This is a genomic window from Vibrio sp. V15_P4S5T153 (assembly GCF_963874485.1).
GTDB classification, from domain to species: domain Bacteria; phylum Pseudomonadota; class Gammaproteobacteria; order Enterobacterales; family Vibrionaceae; genus Vibrio; species Vibrio anguillarum.
The window spans coordinates 271,726-285,790 of sequence record NZ_CAWNHR010000017.1 but is presented as its reverse complement, the minus strand read 5'-3'; the positions used below and the strand labels follow the sequence as shown (position 1 = coordinate 285,790).

Annotated in this window: 13 protein-coding genes; 4 read left to right on the top strand and 9 right to left on the bottom strand. The window is 35.4% G+C overall.

Annotated features, from left to right (window positions below; genetic code table 11):
- Positions 1-63: 63 nt before the first annotated feature.
- Complete coding sequence (locus AACT42_RS11750; protein ID WP_094131980.1) at positions 64-1,191, top strand: RNA-guided endonuclease InsQ/TnpB family protein; 1,128 nt, start codon at positions 64-66, stop codon at positions 1,189-1,191.
- Positions 1,192-1,325: 134 nt separating this feature from the next.
- Here the strand turns inward: AACT42_RS11750 and AACT42_RS11745 are convergent, their stop codons facing one another.
- The 5 genes from AACT42_RS11745 to AACT42_RS11725 all read right to left on the bottom strand — a co-directional run bounded on the left by AACT42_RS11745 (position 1,326) and on the right by AACT42_RS11725 (position 7,379).
- Complete coding sequence (locus AACT42_RS11745; protein WP_053317400.1) at positions 1,326-1,628, bottom strand: hypothetical protein; 303 nt, start codon at positions 1,626-1,628, stop codon at positions 1,326-1,328.
- A gap of 10 nt (positions 1,629-1,638) precedes the next feature.
- Complete coding sequence (locus AACT42_RS11740; RefSeq protein ID WP_094131981.1) at positions 1,639-1,905, bottom strand: hypothetical protein; 267 nt, start codon at positions 1,903-1,905, stop codon at positions 1,639-1,641.
- Positions 1,906-1,919: 14 nt separating this feature from the next.
- Complete coding sequence (locus AACT42_RS11735; RefSeq protein WP_094131982.1) at positions 1,920-2,762, bottom strand: hypothetical protein; 843 nt, start codon at positions 2,760-2,762, stop codon at positions 1,920-1,922.
- Between the two features lie 100 nt (positions 2,763-2,862).
- On the bottom strand, positions 2,863-6,141 hold the full coding sequence (locus tag AACT42_RS11730) for a hypothetical protein (protein ID WP_141194975.1): 3,279 nt from the start codon (positions 6,139-6,141) through the stop codon (positions 2,863-2,865).
- 113 nt (positions 6,142-6,254) lie between these two features.
- Positions 6,255-7,379: a trypsin-like serine protease gene (locus tag AACT42_RS11725; protein ID WP_094133372.1), complete on the bottom strand. Its 1,125-nt coding sequence runs from the start codon at positions 7,377-7,379 to the stop codon at positions 6,255-6,257.
- Between the two features lie 246 nt (positions 7,380-7,625).
- On the opposite strand from AACT42_RS11725, the gene AACT42_RS11720 reads away from it, so the two are divergent.
- Positions 7,626-8,867 carry a hypothetical protein gene (locus tag AACT42_RS11720; protein WP_141193225.1) on the top strand — a complete coding sequence of 414 codons (1,242 nt, stop codon included), beginning with the start codon at positions 7,626-7,628 and terminating at the stop codon, positions 8,865-8,867.
- Positions 8,868-8,969: 102 nt separating this feature from the next.
- Positions 8,970-9,995 (top strand): hypothetical protein, encoded by a 1,026-nt coding sequence (locus AACT42_RS11715; protein ID WP_094182802.1) that lies wholly within the window; start codon positions 8,970-8,972, stop codon positions 9,993-9,995.
- A 24-nt stretch (positions 9,996-10,019) separates the two neighbouring features.
- Here the strand turns inward: AACT42_RS11715 and AACT42_RS11710 are convergent, their stop codons facing one another.
- Positions 10,020-10,871: a hypothetical protein gene (locus AACT42_RS11710; RefSeq protein ID WP_094133431.1), complete on the bottom strand. Its 852-nt coding sequence runs from the start codon at positions 10,869-10,871 to the stop codon at positions 10,020-10,022.
- A gap of 523 nt (positions 10,872-11,394) precedes the next feature.
- Here AACT42_RS11710 and AACT42_RS11705 point away from each other — a divergent pair.
- Positions 11,395-11,973: a hypothetical protein gene (locus AACT42_RS11705; RefSeq protein ID WP_141193230.1), complete on the top strand. Its 579-nt coding sequence runs from the start codon at positions 11,395-11,397 to the stop codon at positions 11,971-11,973.
- A gap of 30 nt (positions 11,974-12,003) precedes the next feature.
- Here the strand turns inward: AACT42_RS11705 and AACT42_RS11700 are convergent, their stop codons facing one another.
- The 3 genes from AACT42_RS11700 to AACT42_RS11690 all read right to left on the bottom strand — a co-directional run bounded on the left by AACT42_RS11700 (position 12,004) and on the right by AACT42_RS11690 (position 13,945).
- Entirely contained in the window at positions 12,004-12,303 is a 300-nt protein-coding gene (locus tag AACT42_RS11700; protein WP_094133433.1) for a hypothetical protein, read from the bottom strand.
- 62 nt (positions 12,304-12,365) lie between these two features.
- Positions 12,366-13,613 carry a hypothetical protein gene (locus AACT42_RS11695; protein ID WP_094133434.1) on the bottom strand — a complete coding sequence of 416 codons (1,248 nt, stop codon included), beginning with the start codon at positions 13,611-13,613 and terminating at the stop codon, positions 12,366-12,368.
- An 11-nt stretch (positions 13,614-13,624) separates the two neighbouring features.
- On the bottom strand, positions 13,625-13,945 hold the full coding sequence (locus tag AACT42_RS11690; protein WP_094133435.1) for a hypothetical protein: 321 nt from the start codon (positions 13,943-13,945) through the stop codon (positions 13,625-13,627).
- Positions 13,946-14,065: the final 120 nt, after the last annotated feature.

Here is a 14,065-nt window from a genome sequence, read left to right as displayed (position 1 = left end):
AAATATTGACATTTCGAATCATTTATTAGATATTCCTCAATGAATTCATAGTGTTTTATTGAAATGTTACGAGCCACGAAGATACGTATTTACCCAACGATAGAACAAGCTGAGTTTCTTGAAGCTCAGTTTGGCGCTGTTCGGTTTGCGTATAATAAAGCTCTACACATAAAAACTCACTTTTACAAAAAGAAAAACATTTCATTAAGCCTTAAAAAAGAGATAAAACCATTGTTATCTCTTGGCAAAAAGTCCAGAAAGTATTCCTGGTTAAGTCAGTTCGATTCCATTTCTTTGCAACAATCGATCATCAATCTTGATAAGGCTTTCTCGAACTTTTTCAATCCAAAGCTAAAAGCTAAGTTTCCTAAGTTTAAGCGTAAACACGGTTATCAGAGCAGTTACCATTGTACTGGTCTAAAAATCCTTGAAAACGCAATCAAAATCCCGAAATGTAAACCTATCAAAGCTAAGATCCACCGAGAGATAAGTGGAACGTTAAAAAGCATAACCATCTCTAAATCTAGCACAGGTAAATTTTATGCTTCAATTCTGGTCGATTGCGGTAATAAGGCACCTGACAAACCAAAACATATCAGCAAATTATCAGGTTTCGATTTGGGGCTGACGGATTACCTCATTAGTGATAAAGGTGAAATGATTGCCAATCCTCGGTTTTTAATTAACGCATATAAAAACCTAAGGCGGAAACAAAAAGCCCTGAGTCGATGTAAAAAAGGCTCTAAAAATAGAGCGAAAGCCAGGCTATTGCTTGCCAAAGCGCATGAGCGAGTGGCTAACGCTCGAAATGATTTTCAGCACCAGCTTTCAAAACGAATTATTGACGAAAACCAAGCGATAATTGTTGAAACGCTAAAATCATCCAACATGCTAAAAAACAAACGACTTGCGAAACACATTGCTGATGCGGCTTGGGGAGTATTTATCTCTAAGTTGGCATATAAAGCTGATAGGTACGGCAAGTGGCTGATTAAGTGTGATCAGTGGTTGCCCTCTTCAAAGACCTGCTCGTGTTGCGGCTACAAGATGGATAAAATGCCGCTTCATATCAGAGTATGGACTTGCCCGAGCTGCAATGCAGTACACTGCCGAGATACTAACTCTGGCAAAAATCTTCGTAATGCAGGTTTAATTGAATTAAAAGCGGCTGGATTGACCGTTTCTGCTTGATGATGCCTGCGTGAATCCTAATCAAGAATTAGGTTGCGGCAAACGATTCAAGAAGCCTCGCCCGATAGGGCGGGGAGAATCACAGAGACTATCAAGCCTGCATAGAACAGGCTTGTTATATCAAAAATGTGAAATTAGTGTTCTTGTCCGCATGGGCAAGAGTACCATTCCGCTTTATCTGGAGTCATATCAGGCTCAACTTCCATCTTGTCTGAAAGGAACATTGCTGCTTCAATCATAATGTCTGCTACTGAAGGTTTATGTTCAACTGCATAATCACCATGAGCTGCTACTGCGGCTTTATAAGATGGCAAGTGTGTCCAGAGATCGTATCCAGCATTCTCCTGACGATCAATGTCTTTTGCCAAATCAGAAAATAATTTCTTAGCTTCCTGACCAGATTCGGCAAGTCTTTTAACAGTATCTACATTTTTCATTATGTAATCCTTAGCAACTTTTAAGTTCAGGAGGGAGATTCGCTATGACAGCTTGTTCTCTTCCATGTACGGTGCTCAGATCAAACTTCGGTCTTTTTGAAAGCTCCGCAATTTGATCCTGTTGAATACAGTACAGCTCTGCAAGCTCTTTTACAATATCCTCAAGACTTTCTGATTTCAATTGACAATTCAATGAGTTGTCTTCAGCTCTTGAGATCGTTATTTTGTCTGTGTTTAAAACTATGCTCTGTGATTTTGCGATTGTAATTGAAGACATTTATTACCCCTTAATTATTTATGCTTTCTACGTTTTTTAGTTCCTGGTCTTGTTTTGAACGATTTACCATCAAAACCTTTTGCATCTCTCAAGTGCTCATCTGCAATTTGAATAATTTCTTCCTGAGTTGAACCTAGAACACCACAGCAAAACATCTCAATCTCTTGGTAAGCCTGCTGAGGGTAAAATTGCTTTTGGAATTGTAGTAATCTCAGGTTTGTATTGGTTTCAATATTCAATGAGCATGACTGGAAATTATAGTTAATTCGATGTACTTTTAGGTATGGCGTATTGTAGTTTACAAGCAATTGGCGATAAAAATCACTATCATTTGTAGGTTTAAAAGCATTGAAAATTCGCTCAATGATGTCAAACCAATATGCTTCACCATAATCTGCGTCCTTGAAAGCGCCTAGATTACTCATATTGGTGATAAATCGCTTTGCCGATACAGCATCGTAAAAGGTTAGATAAGGCATTTCTCGCTCTGATTTAACGCCATTTAGCGACATGTATTCAATGACCTTTTCTAATCCAGTTCTAGTAGTATTGAATTGATGGAATGCTTCACTACAGAATGTGATTAAAGGGTAATTCTTTCCACAAAAAATCAAAACTCCAACTTCAATAAATGGATCTGAGTATCTAGTACCCCAAGTATTACGTCTTGAGATGTCGCGGAAAATTTTCCTAAGTTCCTTTGCTTCAAGTTGCAGTAACTTGTCGATTACTTCAATCGCTGACACTTCCTGTAGCAGGTGCGTTTTCTTATTACGTGCAAAGACGTAGTTATCATCTGACTGACCAAAAGCTGTACAAGAGTCGTAATAATCACTATCTTTAGAAATAATTTTCATTTTCACATTCCTTATTTATTGTTCTTATTATACACATCGAATACTGGTAGTCAATTTGTTTTACAAATAAAAACCCTCTTGTTTTAAGAGGGTTTGATGCTTATTTCACTATCTTAAAAGGAACTTTTAGAGACTTTGCTGTTTGAGCAACATGAGAAAGCGGAGTTCCATTTCTCACTATGATTGCAGAAGCGTTCATGCAATCCATCATATATGAGATAGGTATAAAATCATCTTTAATCACTGCCTTTGCCTGATCATTTTCTGAAAGCATTAAGAACTCATCAACAGAATATGTTTCACCAGAAAATGAACCTTCTACTACGACTATCATTTCATTCATATTATTAGTTTCAGTGGTATCTTCAATTAAGATTTTTTCATCCAGTTGTGAAATTGTACTACCAGCTACTCGACTAATATCTGTAAACTCTGAGCAAAGTTCATTTCTCAGCCTAATCAAAGCAATAGATACGATTAAGTGCAATACATCTTTATATGTTGTGGAACTCAAGTTACTATTTTCTGTACTTACTTGTACAGGCTTATCAGCGAGATCATATCCTGGCAATTCACCAAACTTAGAAACCGCACTGGTAACGCAATTCAGTATGATACTGTCGCGAACTGTTTCAAAGAGCATGCTGCTACCACTAAAGTACAAAGTTATGATTGGATCAAGAATCTGTTTAATCAAATTAACCTTAGCATTTATAGTGATCGAGTTAGACAGGTCAATTTCAGACAATTCTTTAGTGATCGCGACAAGACGGGTTTGTGTCGCAATATAGCTTAAACTTTGGTTAGGCTCGACAACCTTAAGCATGGACATGCTTCCCTTTGCCAAGACAATCCTACCTTCACTCAGGCTGCTCAATACAGATGCTCCTAAAATAGAAGAACTCTCATTAAATACAACAGAGTATCGACCATTCAATGCATTACGCGTCTGTTCGTGAGAATATTTTACACATTGATGTCTAACTTGAAAAATCTCAATTTTTCCAAATCTGGTAATGCCAAATTCAACTATTACTGGAACACCTTCAATAGCTTCGATTTCTTTCAGTTTTTTGAGTAATCTCGCCTTTGTAATTTTTGAATCTGACCAATTCTTGCAGTTACCTTCCCTATCTATTTCATAGTAAGAGCTAGAAGTTCCCAGCGTAACCGAATCATTAGCGCCCAAGGATATGCCAACTAACCCTATGTTTGTACCAATTGACTGCATTACACCTTTCAGTGTTGTCTCCACATATGGAACGAGCCAGAATTGGATATCATCTTGCTTTAGCAAGATGTTTGCATCCTTAATAGCGGCTTCATAGACTTGCATTGCGTCTTCTTTTCCGCTTATCAAGTAACTTTCAAATTTTCCAGAAACGTCCATTTCTTCTTTAGTTAAATGATTAGATCTCAACAGATATTTTTTGTTTTTTACATGTCGAAGTAAGTCCTCCTTGTTTTCAATTATCCAGCCAGCTTTACAGTTTGTAAGATGCTTTACTGTTAAAAGATATTTCTCACCTATACGAGCCTTATCTTCTTTAATTTTCTTACAACTAAATGCAAAGGCAAGAACACCACCTATTGAATAGAATGAAAGCACGTAATTAATCATACTACTTACACTTATGAAGCTATAAGCTAGCCAGTACGCGATCAGAGAAAATATCGCATATTTGCACTTATCTGTGGTCACATAAATGTACGTTGATAACAGTGGTGCAGCAAATAACACACCAAAAATCTCTAAATCTATCAACTTAGGATTCAAGTGGAAAAAGTTGACAAGAATGTATGAAATTACAATAAAACCAATACTTGATGTTTTAGAAACATTTCCGTTTTTAGAGACCGATAAAGCACCAAAAATCAGGCTAACAACTATCAACGCATAAATATTAATCTCTCTGTCTTTATCTAAAAACTCATAGTTTATAACTGATAGTAGTTTAGTTAACGGTTGAAGAATATTGTCATCGTAACTAGCTATATGCTCACCATTTATAACTGACCTTTCAAATGCTCCAAAGTACATAGAGTAATGGTAAGTGAATCCTTTGAATTTAAATCCGTTTTCAGCAAGATTCTTAGCTAAAAGTTTTCCTAATAATGAACTGAACAGATCATGCGAGGCTATAACCAATTTATCATTTTTGTATCTTTTCAATGGTTCAAGGTTAACTAGCAAAGAACCATTTAAACTGAAAATGTTTAGTGTCGATGCGTTGATAGAATTGTCTCTACCCATTGTGTCAACGCATTGCTCAGTAAAACAAATGTAAGTAAAATAATCAAAATTGCTATAGCTTCTAGCATGAATCTCTATAGGTGAATAATATCTATTTTCATTTATATGTGATTTCGTTACAACAGGGTCATCACTTCTTAATGAAATCTCACGGATTAATTCAGAATTGCTTGTAACATAAAAATCCTTAACCCCTGTTTGCTCTGAAAGAATATTCAGTAAACCATTCTTATAATTGTAAAAAATCTCAGAGCTTGAAAAGTTATCATTTTTATTTATTAGAACAATCGTTTTTTTGTTTCGATTAATCTTGGTAGATATTGAAGACCAGTATTTATCTCCATACGCGTAAGCTAGATCAACATCTAAATAAATCATATCTTCTTTATATATCTGAGAAATAGAAGAAATGAATCGAGAGGCTACAATAATATTAAAATCATCGAGAAGCTTTGCTCTTCTCGCATTAAATTTCTCAATAATCGGAAAATCATAATCTTCAAAGTCATATTCTCTGAAATTTTTGGCGCAAGTTTTTTGCTCACAATTAAATGTTGTCAACTCAGGCTTAACTAACATAACTTTGGTATTTGCATTCTTAGCCACCTTCTCACCGAAATCGAGTAAGGTTTGATAGGAGTGCGATCTTAATAATACATAGTCAAACTTATTAGCATTAATGTAATCAATAGCTTTGTCGTACTCAGCGTAACCATATGTATTATTGTTATTTAAGTAAATATTTCGGACATCTTGAATTTTTATTAAGCTTACTCGCTTACCAGAGTTGATGACTTCAGGAACCATTGCAATAGGTAAGAACCTGTCGGAGTTGATTTGAACACTTTTACTTGATTCGAAATATTTTTGCTTTAAGCTGAATTTTTCTACTCTATGATCGACTACGTTTTCAAAGATGAAATACGTAAGTAGCACCAACATTCCAACCATTGCAAAAAGCATGTGTTTCTTATTTCTTATACCCACCCCACCAGAAACAATAGCAAGAAGTATTGGAACTAAATAGCCAATGCTGTTGATCGCCATAATCGGAAATGCGGAAGCGTTAAAGCTTACTGCCAATAGAGAGCTTCCTGCAATGACGTTGCGTAAGATTGTATTCATAAGTTGATAATTTATTTATTGATATTTAAATAGGAATTCATCGAAATATAACACAAAAATTCATAAAAAAAGAGGGCATAAAGCCCTCAATATCAATATTATCTTTTGTCTGCTTACTTTTTCTTTCTGCGATTGTAAGCAGTGGTTCCTAAAGCAATCAGAACACCTAGACCAAAACTGCCACCAGATTTATCTCCTGAATCACCATTACCGTCTGTAGCATTGTCGTCATCATCACCGACAAAGTCTGGGTCTTCTCCTGAGTTACCACCCACTTCACCCTTGTTAGTGTATGAAGGCATATTCTCATCAGCAAGAGGATCATAGCTAAACACGGTCATTTGAGCTAATTGGTTAACTACATATTCTTCACCAATCTCAGCAGTGATTGTGTTTTTAATCCAGTCTACATAGTCAGCAATATTAGTAAATTCAGAGTAGTTATTGTTGTCACAGTTATCCTTACCGATAGAGGCAATGCCAGCTAGTCGCAGACCTTTGTTGTTATCCCCTGCATTATTTGGGTTTTTCCAAATTAGTGGAGCACCAAGATCTCCGTAACACATGCCTTGTGTGTATTCAGGATGTGGAGTAGTACCACAATGTGTCAAGCGAGTATTGTAACCATCACACTTATCATTTGGCACACCAGATAGGTAATCACGCTTTAAAGCGCCATCTAGCGAGCCTTGATAACCAGTTGTTACAAACAACGGTAAACGTTCCTGGTTCTCTACCCAGAAATCTGATTTTTGCTGTGTTAAAACATTTTCATCTTCGACAGCGGTCATTAATTGAATTACACCGTTCATTGGGAAGCTGCTTTCATTGAACTTGACCAGTGCAATATCGTTTGCATCAGCAGGGTTTCCAGTAGCGCTTGAGTGTACGAAGAACTTATCGATATTTAGTGTTGCTAGACCTTCACCATCATAATCTGGGAATGATACTTGCAAACTTTCGATGTCATTCTTATCAAGACCCTTTGACACATCAAAGAAACACTGAGCAGAAGTTACAGCCCACTGAGTGTCAATGATTGCACCGCCACATACTTTTGCTTCTTCAACGCCATTCATTGTAGTGATTACCTTAACTTGCCAAGGGTAATTGCTTTCAAGAACTTCAACACCGCCAGTAGTGACTTGTTCTGTTCCATTAGTGGTGCTTGCTAAAGCAAGAGGGCTTGATACAGCAGTCATTGCAAGAATAGCAGATAGTAACTTTTTACTTTTCATAAAAACTCCGTTACGGCGTTAAAGCCTTGATAAAATCATTAAAATCAGAATGTTAATCACTTTGTATGTTTCGAATTATACACTGGCAGGATTAAGCGTCAATAATATTTGCTGAAATAAAATTAATTTCAAAACTTAATTTGATTTGAATCAATTTCTTCTTTGGTTGCTAACTTTATGTTTTATTTTATTAACTATTTTATAGCGGCATGTTACAATATTGTAAAAATAATATTGGGAACGGCAATGAACATCATAAATCGCTTACAAACTGATTTTTCAGGTTTTTTTGATGAAATAAGTGAGTCACACATTAGACTAAGAAGTGGCCTAGAAATAAAACTTACTGATTCGGTACGGAAGTCCCTTGAGGATATTTTTAATTCAAATTCTAAAATGGAAAAGATCAAAACCATTCTGAATATGGAGAAAGTCACTTATCCCGATGGAAATCCATTCGTAAACGGTGAAGACAGACTCTTAGTTCCATTGAGCAGTAAATCTAAACTAAAAGAGATAACAACTCACTCTCCAGAATCCGTAATAGGCTATATAGCCACAGATGATTGGAGCAACAACAATTTAGAATGCGCCTATGTGTATGACAACAACCTGGATACCCTAGTCCATCAACGCAGATTTGATATGCTGGGGGGAGTACAAACTGTTGACGCATACCTTAACACCCCAACGACAGTGGGTAAAATAGCATTTACCAATGATTTAGTATCAATGGAAGACAAGCTTAATAGCTTTAACTCGTCACTTCCTGACCCAATACCTAACTTCAAGTTTGGAGATGTTCTTGTAATGCCTCTAAGGGATGGGTACAGAGCTGAGGTAACAAAACAATCTAAATTCTACAATGACCAGGAAACCGTTGAATACATAATCAATGTCATTACACCAAAAGAGGAAATATTCAGTTCTATCATAATCGAAGAAGATCCAAGTTTTCTAATAGGATTAAGAGATGGACATGAACCTGTTGAAAATATGCTTCCTGAGCACACGAGGAAAGTAGCTGGCTTGAAAACAAAACCCATACAATTTCATGAGTTTACATCTGAAAAACTCCAAGATTCAATCATGAGTATGATGACTAGACAGGAGCCAATTTCCTTTTTATCTAAAGACGGTAGTTTTGAGTTAATCATCGGGAACTCTATGCCTCCGCTTGGGGTTAACTACTACCCATTAAGTGTTGATATTACGATCCGAGATATTGGTAATCATAGATTCAATAAAGTATCCAGTGGACACGTAAATTATGAGAACCTTATGAGATTGTTAAGAGATGGTAAATCAGCATTAATTGATAATCTTACGGAATACGATGAAGAGTACGTCGATAAAACTGAGTCATACGGTTTTCAAAAAGGAACAGATGGAGAGATATTAATCGGTTTGACTTTAGAGAGTGGAAACATCATTCAGATAGAGAAGAGAAACCCCGATCCACGGCTGTCTCAAGGGATTGATTTTTAATCAGTTTAAGCAGGCTTTGCCTGCATTATTTTTTTATTGATATTTAAAACATCTAATGTATCATGGTAAAAAATAAATAATTAAATAATTAAGAAACTTTTTATGAATGATATAATAAAAAGATTGCGATCTGAGTTCGGCATATATCGACAATCTCCTGTGGGAAAAAGGATAGGTTACAATTTTTGGTTTCATGTCTCTTATGCAGACTGCTTTGGTGTTGAAATTGAGAAATTCTTAAATTCACCCAAAATTGATTTCATGCCGACAATAATAAAAATTAACAATAAAACAAATGCAATATCATTAATTCAATGCGATGAATTTGACAGTCAAGATTGCCCTGTAATTGGCAAGGTTTTAACCTTCAAACAAGACGGATCTTGTAAGCTAACTAAGCAAAGCGAAAATCCTTTTATCTACCATCATAAATGGCTTTTTGTAGCCGATGATTACAATGGCTTTGACATAAATCAATCAAAATTGTACTCATATATATGGAAGTCCCTATTAGGTGTTGATCCGTCAGTATCCAGCATAATAGGCAGATATCACTGTTGGTGTGAAATCTTAAAAAAACACAAAATAGAAAATTTAACAAAACTCTGGCTTGACTGTGACCAAAAAGTGTCATCAAAAAAAACATCTATGAATTCGAGAAATAAACCGAAAATATTTGGACTTGGGTGTGATTTGGGCTTGTTTAGAGATAACACTGTCAATTTGGATATAGGGGGAGGTAAGTTTGAGACAGGTACAACGTTTCTATCTAAGATTGGAGTAACAAACTTAATTATCGATCCGTTTAACCGCCCTGTAATTGATAACGCAAATGCCATTATTCAATCCAAAAAACACGGTGTTGACACAGTTACAATTAGCAACGTGCTTAATGTAATAATTGAAGATACTGTGAAGCTAAAACTTATAGAACAAGCATTCGACGCTTTAAATGATGACGGAACGCTTTTGGTTACATGCTATGAAGGAAATCGCAGTGGTGTTGGTTGCTTTTCTTCTAAAGATAGCTGGCAGGAAAACAAAAAAACTGCTGAATACTTGCCTCTCATAAGTAAGATTTTTCCGAAATCTCACATTAAAAATGGGCTAATCCTAGCTAAAAAGTGAGCCTCAATTGAGGCTCATTTATCATTATAAATCATAGTCGAATAGAAGATTATAGTCGTGCGTATATATTACGGATTTTAGAATACATATTTCTTTTTCATTGACGCAGTCAAGTTGTAAAAGTGACTCGTAAATATTCATAAGAACATCACTGGTCTCAAGAGCTGTTAATTCAATCAGACCATTTTTATCTGTGCTTCGATAGACTTCAAAATCATCAGACGAATATTTGTCAGCAATGAGTAGTGGAATGTAGAGTTTAATGTTATCGAGCAGCGTTTTCATGAAATTGCTTCTATTCGTCGCAATCTCTATTGTTTCTAGACTATAAAATAACTCACTCAAAGACTCATGATAACAATGTGAAATGGATTTAGAAATAATTGATTTAGCTTGCTTTATTAAGTATTTAGAACGTGTTGATTTAATTGCTAATTCAGAGATTCGCTCATAAGATTCTTTTAATGCGATTAAGATTTTATCTTCTGAGTCAATGAGTGCATACTTAATATTGCGGTAAAGTTTTGATGCTAAGACGCTATATTGTTCTTCTTTGTGCATTAATAGATCAATGTTCTTCTGAGTATATCCGACTTTATCATTACCTATTTGAGCACCATAAACCTTTGAAATAGCATTAAGTTCCCTTATTACCTTAGCTTCCAACTCAGAAATTTTATATATAACATCTGTTTTAAAAAACTTACCCTCTGGTTTGTATGCTTTTATTGTTTCTATTAAGTTCAGTTCGGCTTGTTCTATTACCTGGCTCACTAAGCATTTCGAGTTCACATCAATTTTTGTAAGTCGAAAGTCTGACTCATGAAGATGGAATGATTTGGATAGCAAAATAAATTGACTAATTTTACTGTTCATAGTGTTTTTACCTTTATTTATTATTGTTATTTTCAACTTCGATAGTAACAATTACTGGTTTAAAGGTAAAACCAAAAACACGATATTGAATTTAACAACTCATAAATTAGCCAGTTAATAAAATAATTAATAAAAAGTGTTGTATTATTTTAAAAATACTTGTATATTTTATTTAATGTATATCGGAACGCGGTTACATTTCTTTGTTATTTCATTTCTTTTCCTAGAGTGGGTCTTGTTGCTTAGCAGCAAGACTTTACTCTTTCTAAATGACTAAATATTCAATTCCTCGCGCAGTGATAAGAGACGTATTTATCTGAAATCTTTATCATAATTGCCCAGTTTCCTTTACATGCATGATAAACAAAGAACGTTTGACCATTAAATTGTTTAGGCATATACTCGATAATTATCAACTCATATCAAACAAGGGTATATGATGATTTTGCATACATATGATCTCCTACGGAGTATACATGCTGTTAACGCAGCGTCTAAAGCAACTCTCAAGAACCCTTCCGAGATGACTGGTTTTCATAGAAAAGCAATCCAGCTAATGGATGAGCTAGGCATCGACTTCAATGACTTATACACATTGAAAAATCGAGGGATTGCTTTCGCATTACAGGAAGGGATACTTCAATACCTATATCATCACAATAGCAAGCCTGTATACGCTGGTGTAGAGGATGGGTTTAAGTTTTTCTTTCATACCCCAACGGAAATGACACCAGATCCAAAATTGGACTTTGATGAAAACCTACACTTGAATCTGATTGAAAATCAACAGAACAACACATTTACCCCTGTGTCTTTGATAACTGCTATCAAAAACCTACAAAGCCTGCCTTCTGGACGAAGCAATACGTCAATGGACGATTTCAAACCAAATCCAGGCCGATACGAAGGTCAAGGTAAGCATAATATTCAAGCCATAAACAAAAAGGTCATCAAAGAATATAAGGTAAATGGATTTAGTTTTTCTCAATTACTTGAGGAAAATGAGCTTGAACCAACCAGTTTCTACTCTGGGGAAACGAAACCAGGTCTTTATGGTCAGCACAGAGCGGGTCAGTTCAGGAACAGAAAGCACAACTATTGATAAATTGAGCCTGCTAAGCAGGCTCTTTTATTAGAACCAGATGTACTGGTTCACTTTGTCGAATTCAACATTGAAAACAAAGCCCTCGGATGTTGAGACTTCTACAGCCAGAACAGGATCTATAATGTAATCCCCTATTACTATCCATTTTCTGTCTATAAGCCCCATTTCCGTTATCACCTTTCCGCTAACAGTTTTCGTTACACTTAACATTTCGAGACTTAGAGATTTGTTGAGATTATTTCCAATTATCTCTGCTGCATTCTCTGCAACGATATCTTGTGCGTTTTTAATGATATTAATTGTTAATTCTTCTAGCTTCTTTTTCATACTCTTTCCTAAAATAGAAAAGCGCCAGCGGTTAACTGGCGCTCTGATTTTAAATAATAAAATTAATACAGAAATAGCTTGTCAAGCTGATCAACTGTTAGGGCTTCGTTATAGAAACCATCTAGCTGAGCTTCTTTGCCATTTTCATAGATATAATTTGGCGATTCACTATCTGCACCTGAACCAACTAATCTATAAACAGGGTAGTATTTAAACATGTCATCTCGATTAAAGATCCCTACTTTGCGTTTTATGGCATATACAAATCCTGACAATTCATAGCTATTTGCTGTTTTAAGAGTTGATGGCTGATTACTCGGGAACACTGGATTACAGTCAATTTCGTTGTTGTGATACAATCCCGAATTATTAGTCAATTTTTCACAGCTACTAAACTCACGGAAAACATGATAGTTATATGAGTTTCGTGGAGCTTTATCATTCGATTTAGCTGTCTTAACTACTTTATGGTTTATTACCTTAGTAGTATTTACTCCACTATCTAATTGCTCATTCTCAATATGGCTTCTAACTTTTCCAAGATCTGCTTCTTTTACTTTTACGTCATATGGAAAGAAGTCCACCTCTTTACCATAGAACTTTCTCAACATCTGTTCAAAATTCATTCCGTGTTTCTTGTAAAAATAGAATCCAGAATCTTTTGTGCTTTGTTGACTTGCATGATAGTAAATACCTTTTACACCCTTTTTCTTATAAATAGGGAAATAGTAATGATGTTCTTTTTTTGATACTTGACCTCTCATGAAAACCATAACAAAGCCTGATTTTAGCATTGTAGGATCATTTGAGAGTGAGTCCGAACCTTCAATTTCTACATTACATGAACCACCAATTCGACCAAATTCTTTGCCAAATGATTTGTAGCAATCTTCGATTTCATTGAATAGATAGAAGTTAAATGTTTTACTATCACTGAAAGCAAATTTCGTTTTTGAGTCTGCAATAACAATGTCTACTGGCTTAACTGCCTTCGTCTCTTTAATTGACTTAACAATCTGTGGAGATACAGAAGGCTTCTTAGTTTCAGCTTTTAACTCTGTTATTTCAGGCTTAATCTCTTCAGATTGAACTTTGCTATTCAGCTTTTCATCGTTCTCAGGTTTGTCAAAGAGGGTGTTGATAAATAACCCAAGAATAACTGCTAAAATGCAGGTTGCTGCAACAGAAGCGATTACCTTCCCCTTACCCTTAAAAATCAATCTTCCAAGGATATCGTGTGATTGTTTCTCCCCCTCTATTAATCTTAGAGGGATGAGTAAAACCCAAATAATAAATAATGCGAAATTCATTGTAGCTCCATTTATTTCATCATTAATAACTTAATACATTTAAAATTAGCTAAAACATTTTTTTGTTCTTCGCTTAATTCAAATTCAGAAATGACAATGTATTCAGTGTCAGGCTCCAGGTATTCTGTAATTGAATTAACATCATCAGGATTGTTTAGGACAAGAAGGTGTTGAGTACATTGAGATACCTTAACACCATGCTTCACACCAAGCTTATACAGTTTGTAAAGCTCATTGCAGCTATACCCTGCACCAACCTGAACTTCTTCATGAGCGCCTGAAACTATTGCATTAGCAGCCTCAGCTTTCTCATTCATGTTAAAATGTTTCATGATTAACCTTTTTTATTCTTTTTAATAAAATCTTTGATGATAAGATAACCATCTTTACGATAAAAATCGTAGAAAAGAGTGTGATGAAAGCTAGCCAGGCGATGCATTTCAAAGGAAAAA

Bases quoted from the DNA above. Each gene is read 5' to 3' on its own strand.
- AACT42_RS11750 (WP_094131980.1), top strand. From the start codon at position 64: ATGTTACGAGCCACGAAGATACGTATTTACCCAACGATAGAACAAGCT.
- AACT42_RS11745 (WP_053317400.1), bottom strand. From the start codon at position 1,628: ATGAAAAATGTAGATACTGTTAAAAGACTTGCCGAATCTGGTCAGGAA.
- AACT42_RS11740 (WP_094131981.1), bottom strand. From the start codon at position 1,905: ATGTCTTCAATTACAATCGCAAAATCACAGAGCATAGTTTTAAACACA.
- AACT42_RS11735 (WP_094131982.1), bottom strand. From the start codon at position 2,762: ATGAAAATTATTTCTAAAGATAGTGATTATTACGACTCTTGTACAGCT.
- AACT42_RS11730 (WP_141194975.1), bottom strand. From the start codon at position 6,141: ATGAATACAATCTTACGCAACGTCATTGCAGGAAGCTCTCTATTGGCA.
- AACT42_RS11725 (WP_094133372.1), bottom strand. From the start codon at position 7,379: ATGAAAAGTAAAAAGTTACTATCTGCTATTCTTGCAATGACTGCTGTA.
- AACT42_RS11720 (WP_141193225.1), top strand. From the start codon at position 7,626: ATGAACATCATAAATCGCTTACAAACTGATTTTTCAGGTTTTTTTGAT.
- AACT42_RS11715 (WP_094182802.1), top strand. From the start codon at position 8,970: ATGAATGATATAATAAAAAGATTGCGATCTGAGTTCGGCATATATCGA.
- AACT42_RS11710 (WP_094133431.1), bottom strand. From the start codon at position 10,871: ATGAACAGTAAAATTAGTCAATTTATTTTGCTATCCAAATCATTCCAT.
- AACT42_RS11705 (WP_141193230.1), top strand. From the start codon at position 11,395: ATGACTGGTTTTCATAGAAAAGCAATCCAGCTAATGGATGAGCTAGGC.
- AACT42_RS11700 (WP_094133433.1), bottom strand. From the start codon at position 12,303: ATGAAAAAGAAGCTAGAAGAATTAACAATTAATATCATTAAAAACGCA.
- AACT42_RS11695 (WP_094133434.1), bottom strand. From the start codon at position 13,613: ATGAATTTCGCATTATTTATTATTTGGGTTTTACTCATCCCTCTAAGA.
- AACT42_RS11690 (WP_094133435.1), bottom strand. From the start codon at position 13,945: ATGAAACATTTTAACATGAATGAGAAAGCTGAGGCTGCTAATGCAATA.